Source organism: Spiroplasma endosymbiont of Colias croceus, from assembly GCF_964020095.1.
Classification (GTDB): domain Bacteria; phylum Bacillota_I; class Bacilli_A; order Mycoplasmatales; family VBWQ01; genus Spiroplasma_E.
This window is the reverse complement of record NZ_OZ026536.1, coordinates 1,765,158-1,788,498: the sequence shown is the minus strand read 5'-3', so window position 1 is coordinate 1,788,498 and position 23,341 is coordinate 1,765,158. Positions and strand designations below refer to the sequence as shown.

The window sequence follows — 23,341 nt, the reverse complement described above, 5'->3', positions numbered from 1 at the left end:
AATAATGATGGTTTGGTGAGCAGTATTAATCATTGGCATTGCTAGTGCGTTAATTGGTGGATTAGTTGGTTTTATTGTTACTAAGAAGATTTTCGAAAAACAATTACAGAAAAATCCTCCTATTAATGAAAATATGATTCGTGCAATGTATTTACAAATGGGGCGTAAACCTACTGAATCTCAAATTAAATCAGTAATGCAATCAATGAAACGTCAACAAAGTACTACTAAAAAACGATAATTTTTATTAAATATAAGTTGTAAAATAGTTACCATTATGGTAACTATTTTTATTCATTATATTTGTGATAAATTTAATGTTTTATATATCCACTTGTTGATGACTTATTTTGTGGATAATTTTCTTCATTGGTAATGTTTAGTAATCTGTGTAACTTACAAAAATAACTATGTTTAATTAGTTCTAGTAAATATAATTAATTTTCTAGAAAGAGTGAGTTACAGATGGCTAAAAAGCAAAATATTAATAACAATGATCTAATATCAAAAGCAGTAGATTTATTATTAGAAAATACTGAAGATTTAACAACAGTTTTTAAAGAGAGAGGATTGTATAAAGAATTAACAAAAAGATTAGTAGAAAAAATGTTGAATTCTGAGATGCAAAATTATTTGGGATATGAAAAGAATCAACATAGTAATAGTGACAATGCTCGTAATGGTATAAGTTCAAAAAAATTAATAACCCAACAAGGTAAAATTGAAATTGATGTACCAAGAGATCGTAATAGTAATTTTAATCCTATAATAGTTGCAAAAAGACAAAGAAGATTTGATGGTTTTGATGAACAAGTTCTTTCTTTATATGCAAAAGGTATGACATTATCAGATATTAGAATGCAATTACAAGAGTTATATCATGGTGCTGATATTAGTGAAAGTGTTATTAGTCAAATTACTGATGATGTTATTGATGACGTCAAAGCATGGCAAAATCGACCATTAGATAGTGTTTATCCGATTGTTTATTTTGATTGTATAGTAGTTAAAGTACGACAAGATAAACGGATTATTAATAATCCGTTTATATAGCTTTAGGAGTTGATTTAGAAGGTAAAAAAGATGTTTTAGGTTTATGAATTAGTGAAAATGAAGGTTCTAAATTTTGATTAGCCAATTTCACAGAAATGAAAAATCGTGGCTTAAATGATATTCTGATTGCTTGTAGTGATAATTTAACAGGGATGTCAGAAGCAATACAATCAGTTTATCCTAAAACAGAACATCAATTATGCATAGTTCATCAAATTAGAAATAGTTTGAAATATGTCTCATATAAGCATAGAAAATCTCTAGTTGCAGATTTAAAACCAATTTATACTGCATGTAGTGAAGAACAAGCAATGCAAGCTTTAGAATCATTTGAAAATAAATGAACTAAACAATATCCACAAATTGCTAAATCTTGATATAAAAATTGAGATAATTTAATGGTTTTTATTAGTTATCCTGCAGAAATAAAAAGGGTAATTTATACCACAAATGCTATTGAATCTGTTAATAGTCAATTACGAAAAGTCATCAGAAATAAAAAAGTTTTTCCTAACGATATGTCAGTTTTTAAAATATTTTATTTAGCAATTGACAATATAACAAAAAAATGAACAATGCCCATTCAAAATTGAAATACAGCAATTGCTCATTTTATGATAAAATTTGAAGACAGAATTAATCTGAATTAGTAACTTTGTAAAACAAAGAAACACAGATTATTAAAAAGCCTCTCTTCATTTAATTCTTGTTTAATTTTTTTCTGTCATTTTTTTTCTTTTTCTTGATTAGTATTTAATTTATTAATGTTACATTTAAATATTTTCTTTATTTTTTGTTCAATTTTTAAAATTCTTTTCTTATCAATTTTTAATCCAATTAATATTAAATTTTCTTTTATATTTTTTACTGAATTATTTGTATTTAAATGTATTAATATATTAGACTTCTTGCAAAACTATGGAATGGCAACACTTTTTAGGACTATTTTTTGGTAAACATTTGTTGTTGATATTTAACTGGAGTTAAGTAGTTTAAAGTGCTGTGAATTCTTATATTGTTATATCAATTGATGTAATCAAATAATTCTAATTTTAATTGGATTAATGATGTAAAATTTTTATCATTAATAAATTCGGTTTTAAAAGTTTTAAAAGTTGCTTCAGCAACAGCATTATCATAAGGACAACCTTTTTTACTTAAAGAACGGTTAATGTTGAATGCTAGTAAAAGTTTATCAATAATTTTATTGTTAAATTCATTACCGCGATCACTATGAAATATTTGAATATCTTTTAAACAGCGATTTGATTGCATAAATGCTTGATGTACTAATGATGCATCTTTTTTAACTCCAACACTATGTCCGATAATTTCGCGGTTAAATAAGTCTATTAATAGGCAAATATAGTTTCACCTACCATTAACTTGTACATAAGTTAAATCACTAACAATAACTTCATTTTTAATCCTATTCTTAAATTTTCTATTAACAAGATTAGTTATTTGACTATCGTTAACTTTGTTATTATGATTTTTGAATGATAATTTAGTATATTTTGATATTAAATTATGTTCATTCATAATTTTTTTAATTTTTCTGCGCGATAAATAAATTTCTTGGTTTTCTAGAATTTTTTTTAATCTTCTAGTACCATAAACTTCTTTATTTTCTTTAAAAGCACTAATAACAGCTTCATCATAAATATTATTTTTGATTTTATTTTCTTTTTTCTTTAAATTAAAATAATATGTTGATTTAGATATTTTTAAAAAACGACACATTGTGCGAATTTTATATTTAGCTTTATTTTTGACAATAATTTCTATTTTCTGCCTATTATTAGTGCTGCTTGATTTAAAATATCATTTTCCATTCGTAATTGCTTTAATTCTTTTTTTAATTTAATTAATTCATTTTCTTCAAAAGAACGATTATCTTTAGTTTTAAAACTTCCTGAATTACTAAATTGCTTAATTCAATTGTAAGTAGCTGCTCTTGTAACATTATATTCTTTAGCAAGGCAAGATACTGATTTGCCACTTTGATATAAAGCTACTATTTGTTTTTTAAATTCATCGGTATATGAGTTAATATTGGCCATAATTATAGTTCCTTTCTTTTAACAAATTTGTTTACTTGTCTACGTAATTAGTGTCCAATAAATTGTAACCCATCCACTGGATTGTTAATAGTTTTTAATTTATCAAACATCATAGATTACCTATCTTTTTTATTTTTAATTTTATTTTAAAAATTAAATTTTTAATAGATAGGTTTTGCAAGAAGTCTATTATCTTTAATATCATGAAATAATGAGTTATTTGAAAATTCTGGTCTGTATTTAATAATTTCTACTTTTGCCTTATTTGTAATATATTCTTCATATTCTTGATAAAATATGTTTTCTAATATATTTTTTATGTTTTTATCATAAAATAAACTATTATTAATAATGATTGTCAAAGCCGTATCACCATTTTGATTTATGAAATGAATATTTGCATTATTTATTAGTAAAGTATTAACTATTTGTGCTAGTCCATTTTTAGCAGCTAAATGCAAGGCTGTATCACCATTTTGGTTTGCGTGGTTGATATTAGCCCCATTTTCTATTAAAACATTAATTATACTTAAATAACCTTTTTTAGTAGATATTATTAGTGCTGTATCACCATTTTGGTTTGCGTGGTTGATATTAGCCCCATTTTCTATTAAAATTTTAATGGAATCTATAAGTTGATAATAGTGACTTGCTACTATTAAAGGACTATCACCATTTTCGTTTGTATAATTTATATTAGTATTTTTTCTATTAAATTATTGATCTCTTTTTTTATTTCAGAACTAATTTTTTCTTCTTTAATTATATAATCCCAATAATTAAAATATGTAATATTTTGATATGAAGTGACAGAATTTAAAATAACTGATATTATTTTTTCACCATTAATATCTTTATCATTTATTATTTTGTTCCTCCTTTTTGAAATCAAAAACCCATTTATTTTAGTAAAAAATAAATGGGTTAGAAACATATAATAATTAATAATTATATTATAACACTTTTAGTATTAATTTTATTATTGTTTAAATCATTTGTAAATCTATTTCTATGTTTAATATTATTTAGATGTATATAAAAAAATCAGTATTAATAAGTAAATACTGATTTAATATTAGTTATCTTTTAGTGATAGTGCTGTTAATAATTTATTGTATGTAGCAACATCTTGTTTTTTAAAGTATTTTAAGAAACGTTTTCTGCTTGCTACCATTTTTAACAAACTTCGTTTTGCAGTAATATCTTTTTTTTGTACTTGTAGATGGGCTGTTAATTCTAAAATTCTTTTTGTTAAATTAATAATTTGAACTGCAGAAGAACCAGTATCCTTGGCATTTAAGCGAAATTTTTTAATCAATTCATCTTGTTTAATTTGTTCCATATTTGACAACTCTCCTTTAAATATAATTCGGCTTAAGCAAAGCTAATATCGGAGAGAATATTAACAATGTTAAGTCAACATGGCTATAATAATACATTAATTTTAAACATAAAACAAGTATTTTTTAAAAAAATATTTTTATTGAGTTTGTATAAAGAGATGATTTTTTATTTTTTTTCTTCATTTGCTTTTTTATTTTTTTTATCAAAAATAGTCACTTTACGTTCAGTATGATTAAGAATTCTTTTACAATTATCTCAATGACGAATAATAATTAATATTCAAATTAGAGCCATAGTTATATTAACAATATAGTATTGAGTGTCTTCTTGGGAAAGAAAAGAATGCAGTGGTATATTCGGTATTCATGATAAGATAAAAGCAAGTATCATCATTAACATTGAAGATAAAGATGACATTCTACTTAAATATAAAATAAATCATCAACTAGCAATTGTGATAACGGAATAAATAGGATTAATCATTAATAGTACTCCTAATGAAGATGCAGCTCCTTTACCACCACGAAAACCATAAAATAGTGGTCAACAGTGACCAATAATTGTAGCAAGACCAGTTGGATAAATATATGCTTGTTTAAACATTGTTTCATAATTAGGATTAGTAATATCAATAAAGGTTAAACCGTATGCAATTAAAATAGGAATAGCGGGCTTAAAACCATCAATAATTAAAATAATAGCTCCCCATTTACCACCCATAACTCGTGTTGAATTAGTAGCACCAGCATTTTTAGAGTAATAATCTCTAACATCGGTTTTAAATTTTAATTTACTAATAATAATTGAAGGTGAGATTGAGCCAATTAAATAACCAATGATAATAAAAATAAAAGTTCCTAATAGATTAATATGTGCCATTTTTTTCTCCATTCTTGTGCAAGTATTATGTTAATAAAAATTTTATTTTTTGGAAGTTAAATTGTTCTTTTTATCTTTATTATTATAATATAAATTATAAATTATTAATGTTAATAATATGATATTAATAACTGTAACCAAAGGCATTTGCTGCTAGTAAGGGAATGTTTTTAATTAAACTAGCATAAATTATGAATGAAGTTAAGCCTATTTGATATATGCTATAAGAAATTAACGATAAACCTTTTGTGTTTTTAGTTTTAATTAGTTTAATAGTTTGTGGTAAAAAGACAACTGAAATAAAAAAGGCACCTATATATCCAATAATATCAATTGCAATATTAGACATTTTTTTCCTGCTTATTTTTTTGTTTAATTAAATTGTTAACAATAATCCCAATTATTATGAAATTTAGTGTAGCAGTAATAGTTTGACAAGTAATCATGGGAATATCATTACGAAGTATGCCAAATATTAAAAAAGTAAGACCCCCCAGTTGATAGATACTATATGAAAAAATAGAAAGACCTGAAGTATTTCTTGTTTTAATTAGTTTAATAGTTTGTGGTAAGAATGCCAAAGGAATACAAATGGCTGCAAGATACCCCAATATTTCTATAAAAATGTTCATTTTTTGAGGCTTTTATGTAATCTGTGTATCTTTGTTTTACAAAGTACTAGTTTAGATTAATTCTATCTTCAAATTTTATCATAAAATGAGCAATTGCTGTATTTCAATTTTGAATGGGCATTGTTCATTTTTTTGTTATATTTTCAATTGCTAAATAAAATATTTTAAAAACTGCCATATCATTAGGAAAAACTTTTTTATTTCTGATAACTTTTCGTAATTGACTATTTACAGATTCAATAGCATTTGTTGTATAAATAACTCTTTTGATTTCTGTAGGATAACTAATAAAAACCATTAAATTATCTCAATTTTTATATCAAGATTTAGCAATTTGAGGATATTGTTTATTTCACTTATTTTCAAAGGATTCTAAAGCCTGCATTGCTTGTTCTTCACTACATGCAGTATAAATTGGTTTTAAATCTGCAACTAGAGATTTTCTATGCTTATATGAGACATATTTCAAACTATTTCTAATTTGATGAACTATGCATAATTGATGTTCTGTTTTAAGATAAACTGATTGTATTGCTTCTGACATGCCTGTTAAATTATCACTGCAGGCAATAAGAATATCATTTAAGCCACGATTTTTCATTTCTGTTAAATTTGCTAATCAAAATTTAGCACCTTCATTTTCACTAATTCATAAACCTAAAACATCTTTTTTACCTTCTAAATCAACTCCTAAAGCTATATAAACTGATTTATTAATAATCCTTTTATCTTGTCGTACTTTCACTACTATGCAATCAAAATAAACAATCGGATAGACACTTTCTAATGGTCGATTTTGCCATGCTTTTACATCATCAATAACATCATCAGTAATTTGACTAATAACACTTTCACTAATATCAGCACCATGATATAACTCTTGTAATTGCATTCTAATATCTGATAATGTCATACCTTTTGCATATAAAGAAAGAACTTGTTGATCAAAACCATCAAATCTTCTTTGTCTTTTTGCAACTATTATAGGATTAAAATTACTATTGCGATCTCGTGGTACATCAATCTCAATTTTACCTTGTTGAGTTATTATTTTTTTTGAACTTATACCATTACGAGCATTGTCACTATTACTATGTTGATTCTTTTCATATCCCAAATAATTTTGCATCTCAGAATTCAACATTTTTTCTACTAATCTTTTTGTTAATTCTTTATACAATCCTCTCTCTTTAAAAACTGTTGTTAAATCTTCAGTATTTTCTAATAATAAATCTACTGCTTTTGATATTGGATCATTATTATTAATATTTTGCTTTTTAGCCATCTGTAACTCACTCTTTCTAGTCATTTAATTATATTTACTAGAATTAATTAAACATAGTTATTTTTGTAAGTTACACAGATTACTAAACATTACCCATTTTTTCTCTTTTTAATTAATTTAATTTATCATAATAATTATAATAAAATATTGTGAAAATAGTTATTTATTTTATTTTAAATAATAAAAAATGTGTTTTGCTAAACACATCATTAATTTATTTTTCTTCTTCTTTAATGAAACATTTTTTACATAAAGATTTTCCTTCTTTTGTATCAAGAATGTCAAAAGGTTCAAACATCATTCCGCAATCAAAACATTTTACAGTTTTTGTTAAAGATTCATCATCAGTTTTTTTGTTTTTTTTATTGAATCATTTCATTATATCCTTCCTTTCTAAATATATTAAATAAGTGTGTTAATGACACACTTATTTAATTAATATATTTATTTAGCACAATCTTTACACAAACATTTACCATCTGCTGCTTTAGTACATTCAGATGAATTTTTCATTTTCCCACAACCATCACATTTTTTTTGATCTTTTGCTTCTCCAGTTTTATCCCTTTTTTTAAATGGTCACATATATATAACTTCCTTTCCTCATATCATAATTACTCTACTCAATTATAACAAATTTTATTATTTTCTATGGTATTAACTATTTTTAAAACTTTTTTTGTTAAATTTTGATTAATTATTTTTTTCTATTTTAAGAATATTATTTTTGATTTCTTCAATTTCTTCAATATCAGTTATTCTATTAAATAAGTGAAAAAGCATATAGTTTAATTCTTTTGGTTTATGAAAGTGTTTTTTAAAAAATATTATTGTTTCATCAATAGTTGCCATTAGCGTTACTGCTTGTTTGGTGTTAATGCTATTATTTTGTAATGGTATACGAACAAGTGTTGGCAATTGACTAACAAACATGTAGTCTTCTAAAGATTTTTCTTTTTGTGTATAATAGAAAATTTGAAAAGCACTAATTTTAGCAGCAATTGTTTTAATAGCATTTTTTACTGCTGTAACTTGTGAATTAAGCATATTTTTGATTAATAAGGTAATGAAGATGGTAATTGTTCCAATTGGTAAAATAATTGATAAAATTAAGTCTAAGTTAACATTAAACTTTTGAGCAAATATTGATTTTAATAAAGTATAACCATTTTGAAATAAAATAACAGATAAAAATAAAGCAAAGTTTGGTGTTTTTCATCATTTATGCATAATTAATATTTCTGTTTTAATTTTTAAAATATATCAAAAGAAATAAGAAGTTAATACCAAGATAGTACCATAAATTAATACAATGATAGTTGTTAGAAAATTGAAAAAACTAAAAACAATAGCTAAATTAACTGTAAAACCTAGATACATTTTAATATCATAAATTGGATAATCATTAGCAAATTGAGTTGTTAAACCATATTTTCTTTGAAATGCTCGACGACGATAAAGTTTAATAATGATAATAATATAAAAAAGTAAAGCGATTAAAGCGATTAAAATTGTAATAAAGATATATGAATAAGCAGTATTAATGCTATTTAAACGTTGTGTTCATGCGCTTCCTCAGTCACTTATTGGTGAATCATCATGTTTAGTAAAAATAAATGACATTAATGAAAAATCAATTAATGGATAATAAATATCCATTAATTTTTTATAGAAAGGAATTTTGTCACTTTCTTGTTTTGCATTAGCAATTTGTTCTAGTAGTTCTTTAACATTATTTTCTTTATCAATTCTTGTTCTTTCATTTAAAAATAAGACTAATGCAGTAATTAGTAATGTAATAAATATTATTCAAAAAAATAATAGACTTCTTGCAAAACTATGATATTAATCACATTTTTTAAGTTTAAAAATTTATTTTAATAACACTTTTAATATTTTTTAAAAATTATTGTTCAAAATATGTTTTATTTTTTGTCATTAAAATACAACAAAAATTATTATTTCAAATAAAAAAATAAAATATTAAATTATCAAATATATTTAAATTAATAATTGTAAATTATAAATTGAAGCTATTAAATTAAATCTTAATGCAAATTTTTTGCTTCTATTTCGATATTTTTCACTAATAATTTTAAATTTTTTAAGAATCGCAAAAACATGTTCAATAACAACTCTCATTTTTGAAATAGCCTTATTATTTTTCTTTTCTTCTTTAGTTAAAGGGTTTTTCTTTGATTTTCGTTTAGGTAATAAGACATTTTTATGTATGTTTTGTATACCTTGATATCCTAAATCTACTAAAATAGTTGTTTCTGATAAAAATTTCGTTTTTGAATTTTTTAAAATTTTAAAATCATGATTTTTACCATAAGAAAAATAAGAACTTATAATTTTTTTACTATCTTTTTCAATTATGACTTGAGTTTTTATTGTATGTTTTTTCTTTTTTCCTGAATAATATTTTTTTTGACTTTTTTTGGGCGTTGAATAGTACTTTCAGTCACATCAATGATAACTGTTTTATCTTTAAAATTATTATTTAACAGTGATTTTTGCCCATCAAGTTGTTGAAAATCAGGATGTTTTATTAAAGTATTTTCTATTCACTTGATATTCCTATAGCAACTACTTTCACTAATTCCATAACTTTTAGCAATATGAAAATAAGTTCGATACTCTCTTCAATATTCTAAAGTCATTAATAAACAATTTTCTAATGATAATTTATTAGGTGTACCACCATTTTTAAACTTTTTTACTTCTTCTGTCTTTAAAATTTCTAGAATTTTATTAAAAATAATATCATTTATACCAGTTAATCTTAATAATTCTGGATTGTTAATAGTTTTTAATTTATCAAACATCATAAGACATATTCCGTAATTAAATTTTTTAAAAGTCAATTAATAATTTTAAAATTTATTTTATAATTTTGTTATTAACAATAAATTTAGAAAAGTGTTGATAAAAATGATTTTTGAAAATTTAAAAAAATTAAAAAATGAAGAATTTTATAGATATTTTGGTATAAAACGTTTTCATTTTAATGAAATGTTAGAAAAATTAATTGAAATAGAAAAATTAGAAAAAAATAAAGGTCGAAAAAATAAACTTTCAGTAGAAGAAAGATTAATGATGACTTTATTATACTGAAAAGAATATTATACTTTTTTTCAAATGAGTATTAAATCTAAAATGAGCCCATCAAGTTGTTTTCGAAATATTACTTGAGTAGAAAATAAACTTAGTAACCACAAAGATTACCAATTTTTAAAAGAAAGATATAAATTAAAAATTGATAAAAAACAAGAAAATTCAAATGAATTTCAATTTTATTTAATTGATTCAACTGAGATTGAAATTGAAAGACCAACTAAAAAAAACTACAGTTAGAATATTTTTCTGGTAAAAGTTGAATGTATTCTATAAAATTTCAAATTGTATATGATTTTTTTAATAAAAAAATTGTTGATATTTTTGCTGATAATGGTAAAGTGCATGATTTTCAAATATTAAAAAATTCAAATCTTGAATTTTCAGAAAAAACAATAATTATTGGTGATTTAGGATATCAAGGTATACAAAATATTTATAAAAATACAATAATACCAATTAAAAGAACTAAAAATAAAAAATTAACTAAACAAGAAAGAAAATACAATAAGATTGTATCTAAAATTAGAATTAAAGTTGAACATGTCTTTGCTTGATTGAAAAGATTCAAAATTTTAGTAAATAAATGTAGAAAATCTAAATTTAGACTTATGTACTTAAGATTTAACTTACTTTGTGAAATTTTTAATAAAATAAAACCATTAAAATAAAAAAAATATTTTTAATATTTTTTTAAAATTTAAATTTTTATCGAGTTAATATAAAAATATTATTAACAATTTTTTGTTTAAAATGTAAACTCATTTTTTAAACTATTTTTTCAAAAAATATTTATTTCTATATTCAATAACACTAAATAGTTTTAAAACAATTTTATTGACAATTAATTAAATTTAATTACGGAATATGTCCATAGATTATCTATCTTTTTTATTTTTAATTTTATTTTAAAAATTAAATTTTTAATAGATAGGTTTTGCAAGAAGTCTAATATAATATTTACAAATGGTGTTACAAAAACTGATAAATATAAAGTAGTTATAAAAACAAGTCCAAATGGAGTAGTTGGTCATGATATTTTTCCAATTAAAAAAACAGATTTTAATAGTAATTTTCAAAGTGAATTTAAAGTAGGTCAATCAGTAAGTAAATTTCAAATTAAGAGTGATTTGACTTCAATGTTAGATAATTTTAAAGATAATGTTAAAACAATCTTTGGAATCCAAAAATTATTAAATAAAGGACCACTAAAATTATTAGTAACAAAAAATGATAAAACAACAGGTAATTTTATGGCCAATGATAAAATTACAGTTAGATTTAAAATCGGTGAAGTTATGATTCTTGTAGGAGAAGAATTAATAGTTAACCCTTAATAATAACATCATATTCAATGCTAATTATGTTTAATAAAATATATCAAAAAAATAAAAAATAGTTTTTAAAACTATTTTTTATTTAATATAACAGGAATAATTAAAGGGTTTCTTCTTTTCTTTTTAAATATATAAGGTGCTAATGTTGATTTGATAGCATTTTTTATTGTAGCAAAAGTAGGTCTTTCACTTTTTAATACTTCATTAATAGCTTTTGTTAGTAATGATATTGCTTCAGATACTAAAGGTGCTGCATCACGAACATAGAAAGAACCGCGAGAAATAAACGTTGGTGGTGCTAATAATTTATTATTTTGTGAATCAATAGAAACAACAATTGCAATTAAACCATCTTTAGAAAGAATTTGTCTATCACGGATTACTGCAGCAGTTGTTACTCCAGACATATCTTTACCACCATCAACATAAATAGGATCAGCAGCAATGCGTTTATCGCTTAAAGAACATTTACCATTATCCATAATAATTGGATCACCGTTAGCACAAATAAATATATTTTCTTCAGGGATTCCAATTGATACAGCTGTTTCTTTATGAACTTTTAACATTCGATAATCACCATGCATTGGCATAAAGTATGATGGTTTAATTAAATTTAACATTAATTTTTGTTCTTCTTGTGAAGCATGACCAGAAGTATGCAATCAATTTAATGGTGAATTTTCTTCAACAATCGCACTAAGTCGTGTTAGTTTATTAACTACTCTTTCAACGTCAGCACGGTTACCGGGAATTGCTGATGAAGAGAATATTACTGTATCACCGGGTATAATTTTTATTTGACGATGTTCGCGATTAGCAATTCTTGATAATGCTGCCATTGGTTCACCTTGGGAACCCGTACAAATAATAACAATTTGATTATTATCATATTTTTTAGCTTCTTCTGCTTTAATAAATGAACTATCACGAACTTTTAAATGTCCCATTTGACGAATAACATTAACTATTCTTTCTAAACTTCTTCCAACAACAATAACTTTTCTATTATGTTTTGTTGCAACTTCAATAATTTGTTGTAAACGGTGTACATTAGAAGCAAAAGTAGAAATTAAAATTCTGCCCTTTGCTTTAGCAAATATTTCACTAATTCTTTTAACAACAAGCATTTCTGTCATTGTATAACCGGGTACTTCAGCATTCGTTGAATCTGCTAAAAATAATGTTACTCCTTTTTGACCCATTTGTGCCATTTTATCAATATCTGCTTTATGACCTAAAGGTGTTCAATCGAATTTATAATCACCTGTTGTTACAACAGTTCCATTTGAATTTTCTACACAAATTCCATATGCATCAGGAATTGAATGATTAACAGCAAAAAAACTAATAATAAATCTGTTAGTTTTAATTTTACTATTACCATCAACAATTTTTATTTTTATTTTTGATTTTATTCCTTTGTCCTTAATTTTATGACGAATTAAAGCTGCTGCTAAGTTAGGACCATAAATAGCTGGAATATCACTAATTTCTTTTAATAAGTATGGTATACCACCAATATGATCTTCATGACCATGAGTAATAAATATTCCTTTAATTTTATGTTTATTTTCTTTTAGGTAACTATAATCAGGAATTACTGCTTCAATTCCTGGCATAGAAGCATCAGCAAATTTTACTCCAGCATCAATAATAATAATTTCATTATCTTGTTCAATTACATAAGTATTTTTTCCAACTTCTTCTAGCCCACCAAGTGCAAAGATTTTCGTGACGAACTTTTTAACTGGCATAGTATTTTTTGTGGGTGTATCACTCATATTTTTTCTCCTTCATTCATATTTTAAAATTATAAGGAAATAACATAAAACATAACATAAAAAAATGTAATGAATTTAATCATGTTTTTACTTATTACTTATTTGGTATATTATATTTAACTATAATAAAACAATTTAAAAACTTAAGTTTATCATTCTACTTTATATCATAATCCATTTATCATCATTAAGTCAAGGATTATCCTTATTAATGTGATGATAAAAGAGTTTTCCTTCTAAATGGTGTTGCTCATGTTGAAAAACAATTGCTTCATAACCTCTAACAGTTAAAGTTACTTTTTTCTTTTTTAAATAGTCATAACCTGTAACGTTGATTTTATAACTACGTGGAACTAAACCTTCATGAGGGTGATTAGTTACACTTAAACAACCTTCACCTTTTTTTAAATAAGCTATTTGTTTGCTTTTACCAATGATTTTTGGATTTATTAATGCATGTTCATAGTAAATAATCTTTTCATTTTTATCAGGAATTGGTAATAAAATATAATACATTTTTATATTTTCTCCAATTTGTGGTGCAGCAATACCAATAGCTTCGGTTAAAATGTTGTTAGCATTAAATTCTTTATCTTGTGATGCTTTTACTCAATCAATCATACGTTTCATAATATTTTCATCTTTAGGTGTTAAGGGTAAAATAACATCAGCACAAGGTTTTAATAAACTAGGTTTTGTATCTTCAGTAATTCAAGATGCTGATGGTACTTCGTTTTGTAATTTTTTTAACATTGCAGATCCTTTCATCAGTTTGTAATAAATAATAAATTAAACTAATTTGCTTTTATCAAATTTAATGATAAAGTTATTATAAACTAAATTTTGGAGAAAACATGAAAATTATTGCTGGAAAATTAAAAGGAAAAAAAATAATTACTTTAGATGGTTTATCAACACGGCCAACCTTAAATCGAATTAAAGAAAATATTTTTAATATTATGTTAAATTATTGTAGTTTTGAAGATAAAATTGTTGTTGATTTATTTGCTGGAAGTGGTAATTTAATTCTTGAAAGTTTATCACGAGGGGCAAAATTTGCTTTTGCAAATGATATTAATAAAGCTGCTTGTAATATTATTAATCAAAATTGTTTTGCTTGTAATTTACAAGAACAAGTTAAATTAAGTAATTTGGATTATCAAATTTTTAGTAAAACACTAGTACAACAGTGTGATATTGTTTTTATTGATCCACCGTTTGCAAATATTACTTGTCAACAGTGAATTATTGATTTCTTTTATAAAAATAATTTACTTGCTAATAATGCTTTAATTGTTTTAGAAACAAATGTACCACTTGAAAATTTACAATTAAATTTCCATTTTAAAGTAGTATCTAATAAAAAATACGGTAAAATATATATTAAAATAATTCAATTTTATGAAAAGTAGAAAGTAGAATGTAAATGGCACAAAAAAAAGGAAAATTAATTATTCTTTCTGGACCAAGTGGTGTTGGTAAGGGTGCAATTATTGCTAAATTATTTGCTGATAAATCATTAAATTTAGCATATTCAGTTTCGATGACAACAAGAAAACCACGTAATAAAGAACAAGATGGCATTAATTATTTTTTTGTTGATGTATCAACTTTTTTAAATCATGTTAAAGGTAATGATTTTTTAGAATATACAAATTTTATTGGTAATTACTATGGTACTAATAAGAGTTATGTTTTAAATTTGCAAAATCAAGGTTATAACGTTATTTTGGAAATTGAGGTTGATGGTGCTAGTCAAGTTTTAAAAAATTATGAACATCGCAATGATATTATGAGTATTTTTATTATGCCTCCTTCTTATCAAGAATTAGAACAAAGAATTCGTATGCGTGCTAGTGAGTCAGAAGCAATTATTGAGAAAAGATTAAATAAAGCAAAAGAAGAATTTAAAGTTCAACATGAATATGATTATATTGTTATTAACGATGACTTAGATATTGCTGTTAAAGAAATAACAGATATTATTAAAAATAATATTAATTAGTTTTTGATTTGATAGTTTAGAATTAAATATTAAAAACATTTAACGATGTTAATTTGTATAAAAATATAATGGTATAGAAAACTATATTACAATAATTTTATAAACTTGATATTAAGTTTATTTTAAATCCTATTTCTTTAATTTTAAAGCAATAGATTTTTTATAAACTTTTTAAATGTTAAAAATGTTTTTTATGATTTTTTTGTAATTTTGGTAACCAGAATCAGCCAAAATTTGTATTTTTGGATTAATAAAAAGTAAAAATTATAAGTAGTGCTAAAAGAAAAAAAGTGTTGAAATAAGTTTTTGTATTAAAAATTATTAAAAACTAATAAGTGTTACAATTAAACAAAGGGGGAAATATATTATAGATTTAAGTTGATATGATTGTATTAAGGATTGAAAATTTTATTTTAAATTAGGTTTTGGTTTATTTTTTCTAGCAGTTTTATTATATGGATTATTATCATCTTTAATTAATGGAATTACTGTAACTGATCAACAAAAAAAAGATGCTAGAAACTGAATGTGATTTACTGAAGATAAAGGAGATTTTATTTTAAATTATTTTTCTTTTTTTACAATTCAAACTAATGTTTTTGTTATTATTTGATTAATATCATCTGCTATTTTTTGAGAACAAGAAGGTACAATTAATAGTAAATGATTTGGCCAATATATGACTTTAGCAGTAACAACTTTTATTACTATTACAGGTATTGTTTTTAATGTTATGTTATTACCAACTTTAGTAAATCAACTACAAACCTTTTATGCATGATTTACTAATATTGTCCAACATATGGTAGTTCCAATTATAATGATTATTTACTTTTTTATTATGCCAAGAGAGCAAGGTAGTGTTTTCACAACTAAAGAATTTTGAAAAAAGCGTATGTGAATGTACTATATTTATCCAGTTATTTGAGCAGTTATAATGTTAATTCGTGGTGAATTTCGTTGACAAGCAGGAAAGGTTTGAGCTTATCAATATTTCTTTTTAAACATTTACAAATCTTTTTATGGTATTATTCCAGGGGCTATATGATTATTAATAACTGCATTATTAATTATTTTGATTATTTTTAGTATTTCAACTTTATTTAATTTAATTAATTTAAAACAATTAAAACGAAAATATCATATTATTTAAATGATACGACAAAATAAAAAAACAAATCTTGCTATGATCGTGTTTCGTTTGGTTTATAGTTTTATGAAAAGAGATTACAATTATTATATTTGTTAATTTTAATTATAGAATACTTTAATATACTAATATTATTAATTTATAATAAAGGTTAACAATTAAGGTAGGTTTAGAATAGTCTTTAAGTGTGTATTCATTTTTAAAAACAAAACAGGCATAATTGAGTTAGTCATAAATTTAAATAAAAATAATAAAGTTAAATCAAAGAATATAACAAAATAATTTGATAAAAATACTATTTATAATTAAGAAGTAGATTATAACGTAAAGTATTTTTACGTTGTGAAAAGAGAATTTAAAAAATATTAGATAAAAACTAAATAAAAAAATATAGAAAAGAAATGATTAAAGATAATGAATGTATAGTATTTTTATTGATAAAGATTAATAAATTTCATTTCTTAAAAAAATATTGTAAGAAGTATCTTTAGCTTTAAAGGAATTAGCAAAACTATCAAATGCATTAAAAATGATAATACAATTAAAACAAAAATTATCTTCAAGAGAAAATAGTAAAGATAGTGATAATGATTTTTTAATAAAAGCAGAAGTAAATAAGAATTTATCAACATTATCCGTAGTAAATAAAAATTATCTTCATAACACTGTACCAAATTTATAGTTAATAAAGATAATTAACAAATAATAATTTTATAAACTTATATAAGATAAAATCTAAAATTATCAAAAATATTAGTACTCCTTTTAAATTTATTTTTAAAAGGAGTATTTTGTAAATTATGATAAGTTATTATACTAATAATATCAAAAATAATTTTTTTACTTTATAATTAAAGTAGTGGAATCAAAAAATAAAGGAATGGTGGTATTTAATATGAGTGTATTACCGTTAAATATTATTTCGACTGTAATTTCAGCAGATATTGGAACAGTTATTGCTGAAATAGCGGTTTTATTTGGAATAACCATTTCTTTATTAATGACAATTCTTATTTTAATAGTTATGAATACCTTTATTCGTGGTAAAAAAGTTTGATGAACAACAAGAAATAAATCTCATATGAAACTACTAGCAACTTCAGAAAAAAGAATGTTAGCAAGTGTTTTAGCAGAAGCAGTGATTAAATTAGCAGAAGAAAAAATTGGAGCACTAATTACTATTGAAAGGAATGTTTCATTAAATGAATATACTGATTTGGGAGTAAAAATTGATGGTGAAGTAACTTCACAACTATTACAATCTATTTTTATTAAAGGTTCACCATTGCATGATGGTGCAGTTATTATTCGTTTAGGTCGTATTGAATGTGCCTCTACTTATTTTCCACTAACTAATAAAAAAATATCTAGTCAATTTGGTTCACGTCATCGTGCTGCTATTGGAATATCAGAGCAAACCGATGCAGTATCAGTTATTGTTAGTGAAACTAATGGTTCTGTTTCAATAGCTCGTAGTGGTAAGTTTTTACAAGTTGAAAACTTAAATAATCTTGTTCGTACACTATATGATGAATTAGCTTCAACTAAAGAAATGGTTCAACAAGTATAATAATGAAAAGTTTGTTATTAGTAGATATTGGTAATACATTAATTAAGATTGCTATGATTAATGATAGTGAAATTATTGAACAATGAGCAGTAATAGAAACCAAAAGTAAAACTGCAATTGTTCAATTGAAAAAAGCATTTAAATTAAATAAAAAATTACATTTTGAAGAAGCTGTTATTAGTTGTGTTGTTCCAAATTTTTTAATAATAATAGAAAAATTAATTGTTTTTACATATAATTTAAAACCGTTAATTGTTGATTTTAATTTACTAAGTTCTTTACCTTTAAAACTTAATTTAGAAAATCGTCAATTAGCTAGTGATTTGATAGCATTATCATATGCTGCTTATACTAAGTATCACAATGCGATAGTTGTTAGTTTGGGAACTGCTACTACCTATAGTGTTGTTGTTAATGATGTTTTGGTTGGCGTTATTATTGGACCTGGATTTAGTACAAGTAAAGATGCATTGATTGATAATGCTGCTTTACTTGTTGATTTTGAAATGCAACATTATCAATCAATGTTAGGTAAAAATACTAATCATGCTTTATCAATTGGTTATGGTTATGGTTTTAGTGCAATGATTAATAGTATAGTTGCTAGAATTAAAAATGAAACAAATATTAGTTTACCTGTAATTTTAACAGGAGGTAGTGTACCAATTTTAAAATCTTATTTTGATTTTTCTTATATTTATGAACCACAAATGTTATTTTTAGGTTTAGTTGATATTATTAAATATTTTAGAAGTAATAATAAAATAAAAGATTAATATCTTTTAATATATTTAAAATATAAGGAAAGGAGAATAAAACTATGTTGATGTTAATAAAAATTTATAAATTAACTAGTGCACAAATTATTATAATAACTATTATTAGTTTATTAATTTTTACTATTATCGTTTTAACAAGTTTATTAGTAATTTTTAGTTCGTATAAAAATAAACAATTTATGATTTATAAAAATTTGCAATATATTCAAAATATTAATATTAAAGAAAGATTAAATCGTATTAATCAAATGGTACAAGCAAATGAACAATATAGTTCTATTTTAGGGATTTGAATTAGTCGTTATAATCTTTTTTTAAAAAAAGATTTAAATAAGGTTTTTAAAAAATATATTCAAATTTTAAAATTACAAAATAATAAAGAATTATGAAAAAGATATAAATTAATGTATAGAATGCATAATAAAAGTAATAATTTAAAAAATCAATTGCAGTTATTAACAATTGAAATAGATTATTTTATTAGTATTGATCAATTATTACGAGAATATCAATTATTTTTTAAACAAAATTTTAATTATTTACAAGATCAAATGATCAAGATTAATTTACAAAACGATCTTAATCGAGAACAATTAGATGAAGTTATTAAAATAATTAATGATATGTTTAAAGAATTAGAAACAAATATTAATGCTATTAATGTTAGTCAAATTATTACTATTTTAAGTGAGATTGCGATTGCTGTTGTAACATTGGCAGAAATTTTAGATAATTTACCAACACTTCGTTATATTATAACATATGAAATTAAACAGAAAATGGCGGCCTTAAAAAATAAATATCAAATGATAAAAATAAATAATACTTTACTTTTACAATACGAACAATTAGTAGCAAACGTTGATGAAAAGTTAAGTTTTATTAATAAACAAATTAATAATTTACAATACAAAAAAGCTAAGGTTAACACTCAAGAAATATTAAAATTAATTGCCACTTTTAGTAATAAAATTGATAAAGAACAAATATTTTATAATATTTTTAAACAAAATTATGAAATATTTTTAGTTATGAGTTTTAATTTTAATGAAATATTTGAAGCTATTAAAAATGAAATTGCTCTTTCAAATAAAATTAATTCTAAAATGATAGAAAATAGCAAAATAACTAACTTAGAAACTATTATTAATAAACAACTTGCTACTGTTAATCATTTTGATAATTTATTAATCATAGAACATCAAAAATCAATAAAAAATACTAGTTATGAAACATTAGTGATGTTATTAGCGGCGTTATTTGAAAATAGTATTGTTGTTTTTAATAGTTTAAAAGAGTATAATAAATTGTTGAATGAACAAAATAAAGCAAAAATTAAATTTAAAACTTATGTTGATAAAATCAATTCAATGATGTTACAAATTGATAATATTTTAAATAATATTAATTTTTATTATTTAAATGAAATTTATAAAGAAAAGTTTAGTGATTTACAATATTTAATAAATGATACTATTTTAAATTTTAAAAATGGAAATTATGATAATTCTTCTTTTAGTAAATTTAATGATTTACAAAATAAAATTTTTCATCTTTATACTGAATTAAAAATGGAAATTACTATTCATAAATTATCACATTTAACTCTTGTTTATGCTAATCGTCATCGTTCAATTAATCAGCAACTTAATAGTAAATTTAATGAAATTGAAAATAATATCACTAATAATCATAATCAAAAAGCATTAACATTATTATTGGAATTAATGGAATAAATTTTAAAAAAGAGGAAAATTAAATGGTACCAATTATTATTATTCGTTATGGTGAATTAACAACTAAAAGTAAAAATCGGATTGATTTTATTAAACAATTAAAAATAAATATTAAGTATGCTCTTAGTGATTATAAACAAATAAATATTATTCATTTTCATGATCGGATGGAATTAACTAATTTATCTCTTGACGTAATGAATGATGTTATTAATATTTTGGTGAAAATATTTGGTATTAGTTCATTATCACCTGCTTTTAGAATTGCTAAAAATATGGAAATATTATCAGAAAAAGTAATATCATTAATTTTAAGTCAAGATCTAAAAAATTTTAAAACATTTAAACTTTTTGTTAGTTGTAGTGATAAGAGTTTTTCATTAAATTCAGAACAAATAGTTAAAATTATAGCTTCTATAATTTTAAAAAAAACAGATTTAAAAGTTAATGTTACTAATCCTGATTTAAAAATAAATATCAAAGTTAATAAGGATGATATTTATTTATTTGCAAATAAAATTATTGGTGCTGGTGGATTTCCAGTAGGTAGTTCAGGGAAAGTATTATTATTATTGAGCGGTGGTATTGATTCCCCTGTAGCAGCATATAAATTAATGAAACGAGGATTACAAGTTCAATATTTACATTTTGCTACTCCACCTTTTACTTTACCAACAGCATTAAAAAAAGTAGAAACTTTAGTTCAAATTTTAGCACCTTATAATGCTGGTAGTAAAAATTTATATATTTGCAATTTTACTAACTTGCAAAATGAATTAAGTCATATTAAGAAAGAAAGTTATCGTATTACTTTAATGCGTAGAATGTTTATTAGAATTGCTAGTTTATTTGCAGAAAAATATAAAATTCAAGCATTAGCAACTGGTGAAGCGATTGGTCAGGTTGCTTCACAAACATTAGCAAGTATTAATGCTATTAATATTGTTAGCAATTTACCAATTTTGCGTAGTTTAATTGCCGAAGATAAAGTTGATATTATTAATCTTGCTAAAAAAATTGGTACTTATGAAACATCAATTTTACGATTCGCTGATTGTTGTTCATTATTTGTTCCCAAAAACCCTGTTACACAACCAAAGATTAATGAATGTGAACTTTTAGAAAATGATTTAAAGCAAATAATTGATTGAGAACAAATTTTAATAAATAGTTTTAAAGATATTGAAAAAATATAAATAAATTTATTAATAATTTAATAGTTTTAATAAATTGCAGTTTATTTACTTTAAATATAAAAAAAGAGTGAAGTTTCACTCTTTTTGTTATTTTTTAATGAGGCTTTTATGTAATCTGTGTATCTTTGTTTTACAAAGTACTAGTTTAGATTAATTCTATCTTCAAATTTTATCATAAAATGAGCAATTGCTGTATTTCAATTTTGAATGGGCATTGTTCATTTTTTTGTTATATTTTCAATTGCTAAATAAAATATTTTAAAAACTGCCATATCATTAGGAAAAACTTTTTTATTTCTGATAACTTTTCGTAATTGACTATTTACAGATTCAATAGCATTTGTTGTATAAATCACTCTTTTGATTTCTGTAGGATAACTAATAAAAACCATTAAATTATCTCAATTTTTATATCAAGATTTAGCAATTTGAGGATATTGTTTATTTCACTTATTTTCAAAGGATTCTAAAGCCTGCATTGCTTGTTCTTCACTACATGCAGTATAAATTGGTTTTAAATCTGCAACTAGAGATTTTCTATGCTTATATGAGACATATTTCAAACTATTTCTAATTTGATGAACTATGCATAATTGATGTTCTGTTTTAAGATAAACTGATTGTATTGCTTCTGACATGCCTGTTAAATTATCACTGCAGGCAATAAGAATATCATTTAAGCCACGATTTTTCATTTCTGTTAAATTTGCTAATCAAAATTTAGCACCTTCATTTTCACTAATTCATAAACCTAAAACATCTTTTTTACCTTCTAAATCAACTCCTAAAGCTATATAAACTGATTTATTAATAATCCTTTTATCTTGTCGTACTTTCACTACTATGCAATCAAAATAAACAATCGGATAGACACTTTCTAATGGTCGATTTTGCCATGCTTTTACATCATCAATAACATCATCAGTAATTTGACTAATAACACTTTTACTAATATCAGCACCATGATATAACTCTTGTAATTGCATTCTAATATCTGATAATGTCATACCTTTTGCATATAAAGAAAGAACTTGTTGATCAAAACCATCAAATCTTCTTTGTCTTTTTGGAACTATTATAGGATTAAAATTACTATTGCGATCTCGTGGTACATCAATCTCAATTTTACCTTGTTGAGTTATTATTTTTTTTGAACTTATACCATTACGAGCATTGTCACTATTACTATGTTGATTCTTATCATATCCTAAATAATTTTGCATCTCAGAATTCAACATTTTTTCTACTAATCTTTTTGTTAATTCTTTATATAATCCTCCCTCTTTAAAAACTGTTGTTAAATCTTCAGTATTTTCTAATAATAAATCTACTGCTTGTGATATTGGATCATTGTTATTAATATTTTGCTTTTTAGCCATCTGTAACTCACTCTTTCTAGTCATTTAATTAT

The 23,341-nt window shown here is 23.2% G+C and carries 26 protein-coding genes and 1 pseudogene; 13 read left to right on the top strand and 14 right to left on the bottom strand.

The window, feature by feature from the left end; genetic code table 4:
• The first annotated feature begins 7 nt into the window (after nt 1-7).
• A complete protein-coding gene (locus AACL24_RS11070; RefSeq protein ID WP_422398096.1) occupies nt 8-241 on the top strand; it encodes a YneF family protein in 234 nt (77 codons plus the stop codon).
• Between the two features lie 224 nt (nt 242-465).
• A pseudogene (locus AACL24_RS11065) lies at nt 466-1,703 on the top strand (IS256 family transposase).
• 292 nt (nt 1,704-1,995) lie between these two features.
• Here the strand turns inward: AACL24_RS11065 and AACL24_RS11060 are convergent.
• From AACL24_RS11060 to AACL24_RS11015, 11 genes are all read right to left on the bottom strand, one after another.
• Nucleotides 1,996-3,116, bottom strand: a protein-coding gene (locus AACL24_RS11060) for an IS3 family transposase (RefSeq protein WP_339046781.1) whose coding sequence is annotated in 2 segments (ribosomal slippage) — nt 1,996-2,873 and nt 2,873-3,116 — 1,122 coding nt in all. Because the reading frame shifts where the segments join, the coding sequence is not laid out codon by codon here.
• 161 nt (nt 3,117-3,277) lie between these two features.
• Entirely contained in the window at nt 3,278-3,811 is a 534-nt protein-coding gene (locus tag AACL24_RS11055) for an ankyrin repeat domain-containing protein (RefSeq protein WP_339049444.1), read from the bottom strand.
• Between the two features lie 380 nt (nt 3,812-4,191).
• The gene (rpsO, locus tag AACL24_RS11050) at nt 4,192-4,458 is read right to left on the bottom strand and encodes a 30S ribosomal protein S15 (RefSeq protein ID WP_252319942.1); all 267 of its coding nucleotides are present in this window, start codon (nt 4,456-4,458) and stop codon (nt 4,192-4,194) included.
• Nucleotides 4,459-4,625: 167 nt separating this feature from the next.
• A complete protein-coding gene (gene plsY / locus AACL24_RS11045; protein ID WP_339046780.1) occupies nt 4,626-5,339 on the bottom strand; it encodes a glycerol-3-phosphate 1-O-acyltransferase PlsY in 714 nt (237 codons plus the stop codon).
• A gap of 124 nt (nt 5,340-5,463) precedes the next feature.
• Nucleotides 5,464-5,688: a SemiSWEET family sugar transporter gene (locus tag AACL24_RS11040; RefSeq protein WP_339046779.1), complete on the bottom strand. Its 225-nt coding sequence runs from the start codon at nt 5,686-5,688 to the stop codon at nt 5,464-5,466.
• Nucleotides 5,681-5,971 carry a SemiSWEET family sugar transporter gene (locus AACL24_RS15605; protein WP_422398052.1) on the bottom strand — a complete coding sequence of 97 codons (291 nt, stop codon included), beginning with the start codon at nt 5,969-5,971 and terminating at the stop codon, nt 5,681-5,683. Before AACL24_RS15605 ends, AACL24_RS11040 begins: the two co-directional genes overlap by 8 nt.
• Nucleotides 5,972-6,017: 46 nt before the next feature.
• On the bottom strand, nt 6,018-7,256 hold the full coding sequence (locus tag AACL24_RS11035) for an IS256 family transposase (protein ID WP_339049434.1): 1,239 nt from the start codon (nt 7,254-7,256) through the stop codon (nt 6,018-6,020).
• Between the two features lie 214 nt (nt 7,257-7,470).
• The gene (locus tag AACL24_RS11030; protein ID WP_174481051.1) at nt 7,471-7,635 is read right to left on the bottom strand and encodes a hypothetical protein; all 165 of its coding nucleotides are present in this window, start codon (nt 7,633-7,635) and stop codon (nt 7,471-7,473) included.
• Between the two features lie 65 nt (nt 7,636-7,700).
• Nucleotides 7,701-7,841, bottom strand: coding sequence for a hypothetical protein (locus tag AACL24_RS11025; RefSeq protein WP_252319951.1), 141 nt, complete (start codon nt 7,839-7,841; stop codon nt 7,701-7,703).
• 108 nt (nt 7,842-7,949) lie between these two features.
• Nucleotides 7,950-8,915: a hypothetical protein gene (locus tag AACL24_RS11020; protein ID WP_339046778.1), complete on the bottom strand. Its 966-nt coding sequence runs from the start codon at nt 8,913-8,915 to the stop codon at nt 7,950-7,952.
• A gap of 342 nt (nt 8,916-9,257) precedes the next feature.
• Nucleotides 9,258-10,087, bottom strand: a protein-coding gene (locus AACL24_RS11015; RefSeq protein ID WP_339046777.1) for an IS5 family transposase whose coding sequence is annotated in 2 segments (ribosomal slippage) — nt 9,258-9,691 and nt 9,691-10,087 — 831 coding nt in all. Because the reading frame shifts where the segments join, the coding sequence is not laid out codon by codon here.
• Between the two features lie 103 nt (nt 10,088-10,190).
• Between AACL24_RS11015 and AACL24_RS11010 the strand changes: the two genes are divergently transcribed.
• The 3 genes from AACL24_RS11010 (at nt 10,191) to AACL24_RS11000 (ending at nt 11,710) form a co-directional block, all read left to right on the top strand.
• Nucleotides 10,191-10,613 (top strand): transposase family protein, encoded by a 423-nt coding sequence (locus AACL24_RS11010; protein ID WP_339045912.1) that lies wholly within the window; start codon nt 10,191-10,193, stop codon nt 10,611-10,613.
• A gap of 23 nt (nt 10,614-10,636) precedes the next feature.
• Complete coding sequence (locus tag AACL24_RS11005; protein WP_339045908.1) at nt 10,637-11,044, top strand: transposase family protein; 408 nt, start codon at nt 10,637-10,639, stop codon at nt 11,042-11,044.
• A gap of 468 nt (nt 11,045-11,512) precedes the next feature.
• Complete coding sequence (locus tag AACL24_RS11000; protein WP_339046776.1) at nt 11,513-11,710, top strand: hypothetical protein; 198 nt, start codon at nt 11,513-11,515, stop codon at nt 11,708-11,710.
• A gap of 71 nt (nt 11,711-11,781) precedes the next feature.
• Here AACL24_RS11000 and AACL24_RS10995 read toward each other — a convergent pair whose 3' ends face one another.
• Both AACL24_RS10995 and def read right to left on the bottom strand, forming a co-directional pair.
• Complete coding sequence (locus tag AACL24_RS10995; RefSeq protein WP_339046775.1) at nt 11,782-13,494, bottom strand: ribonuclease J; 1,713 nt, start codon at nt 13,492-13,494, stop codon at nt 11,782-11,784.
• A 162-nt stretch (nt 13,495-13,656) separates the two neighbouring features.
• Nucleotides 13,657-14,247, bottom strand: a complete 591-nt coding sequence (def, locus tag AACL24_RS10990) for a peptide deformylase (protein WP_339046774.1) — start codon at nt 14,245-14,247, stop codon at nt 13,657-13,659.
• 101 nt (nt 14,248-14,348) lie between these two features.
• Between def and AACL24_RS10985 the strand changes: the two genes are divergently transcribed.
• The 8 genes from AACL24_RS10985 (at nt 14,349) to thiI (ending at nt 21,930) form a co-directional block, all read left to right on the top strand.
• Entirely contained in the window at nt 14,349-14,906 is a 558-nt protein-coding gene (locus AACL24_RS10985; RefSeq protein WP_338957664.1) for an RsmD family RNA methyltransferase, read from the top strand.
• A gap of 14 nt (nt 14,907-14,920) precedes the next feature.
• Entirely contained in the window at nt 14,921-15,499 is a 579-nt protein-coding gene (gmk, locus tag AACL24_RS10980; protein WP_252319969.1) for a guanylate kinase, read from the top strand.
• 526 nt (nt 15,500-16,025) lie between these two features.
• Nucleotides 16,026-16,652, top strand: a complete 627-nt coding sequence (locus tag AACL24_RS10975) for a Pr6Pr family membrane protein (protein WP_339046773.1) — start codon at nt 16,026-16,028, stop codon at nt 16,650-16,652.
• A 526-nt stretch (nt 16,653-17,178) separates the two neighbouring features.
• Nucleotides 17,179-17,331 carry a hypothetical protein gene (locus tag AACL24_RS10970; RefSeq protein ID WP_338987642.1) on the top strand — a complete coding sequence of 51 codons (153 nt, stop codon included), beginning with the start codon at nt 17,179-17,181 and terminating at the stop codon, nt 17,329-17,331.
• Between the two features lie 213 nt (nt 17,332-17,544).
• A complete protein-coding gene (locus AACL24_RS10965; RefSeq protein ID WP_252320291.1) occupies nt 17,545-18,219 on the top strand; it encodes a diadenylate cyclase in 675 nt (224 codons plus the stop codon).
• A 2-nt stretch (nt 18,220-18,221) separates the two neighbouring features.
• Nucleotides 18,222-18,995: a type III pantothenate kinase gene (locus AACL24_RS10960; protein WP_339046772.1), complete on the top strand. Its 774-nt coding sequence runs from the start codon at nt 18,222-18,224 to the stop codon at nt 18,993-18,995.
• 47 nt (nt 18,996-19,042) lie between these two features.
• The gene (locus AACL24_RS10955; protein WP_339046771.1) at nt 19,043-20,734 is read left to right on the top strand and encodes a hypothetical protein; all 1,692 of its coding nucleotides are present in this window, start codon (nt 19,043-19,045) and stop codon (nt 20,732-20,734) included.
• A 23-nt stretch (nt 20,735-20,757) separates the two neighbouring features.
• Nucleotides 20,758-21,930, top strand: coding sequence for a tRNA uracil 4-sulfurtransferase ThiI (gene thiI, locus AACL24_RS10950; protein ID WP_339046770.1), 1,173 nt, complete (start codon nt 20,758-20,760; stop codon nt 21,928-21,930).
• A gap of 140 nt (nt 21,931-22,070) precedes the next feature.
• On the opposite strand, the gene AACL24_RS10945 is transcribed toward thiI, so the two are convergent.
• Nucleotides 22,071-23,309 carry an IS256 family transposase gene (locus AACL24_RS10945; protein WP_339049443.1) on the bottom strand — a complete coding sequence of 413 codons (1,239 nt, stop codon included), beginning with the start codon at nt 23,307-23,309 and terminating at the stop codon, nt 22,071-22,073.
• Nucleotides 23,310-23,341 lie beyond the last annotated feature (32 nt).